Genomic DNA, 481 nt, shown 5'->3' with positions numbered 1-481 from the left:
TATCATATCGCTCAATAGACTGTTCTAGCTCTTGAATCAATAGCTCTTCGATAAACTCGGAAGGGTGGCCATCTATACACAAGGCTATCCCCTTTGCCAAAAACTCATCTTCAATTTCAGCATTTTCTAAGCCAAGAATCCCTTCTTTTCGAACAATACCCGAAAGTTCCCGAACCTTCTCAATCAACATAACCGGGTTTTCAGTACGTTCAAGAAAAACAGTTGAAAAGGCAAGTTTGAAAGAAGTGGCCACTGACGTCAGGCGATATTTAACCAGGGTTATGGCTATCGTACCCACGACAACAATAACGAGCCCCGGCACGTTAACGAAATCCATAATGCTGGATTCAATTAAAATCGCGCCAATGACGATGACAAAGCCAAAAATCAGACCTATGAGGGTCGCTAAATCCATAAAATCAAAACCTATGTGCCAAGATTTGGCCGCATTGTTGACAATTCATTGTAGTCACGCTGAATA

Annotated in this window: 1 pseudogene; it reads right to left on the bottom strand. The window is 41.8% G+C overall.

What is annotated here, in order from left to right:
- Positions 1 to 415 (bottom strand): annotated as a pseudogene (locus A3766_RS26305) (flagellar motor protein PomA); the annotation flags it as partial.
- Positions 416 to 481 lie beyond the last annotated feature (66 nt).

Source organism: Oleiphilus sp. HI0132 (genome assembly GCF_001635845.1).
The sequence above is the reverse complement of the archived record's forward strand: the minus strand, read 5'-3'. Positions and strand labels throughout refer to the sequence as shown.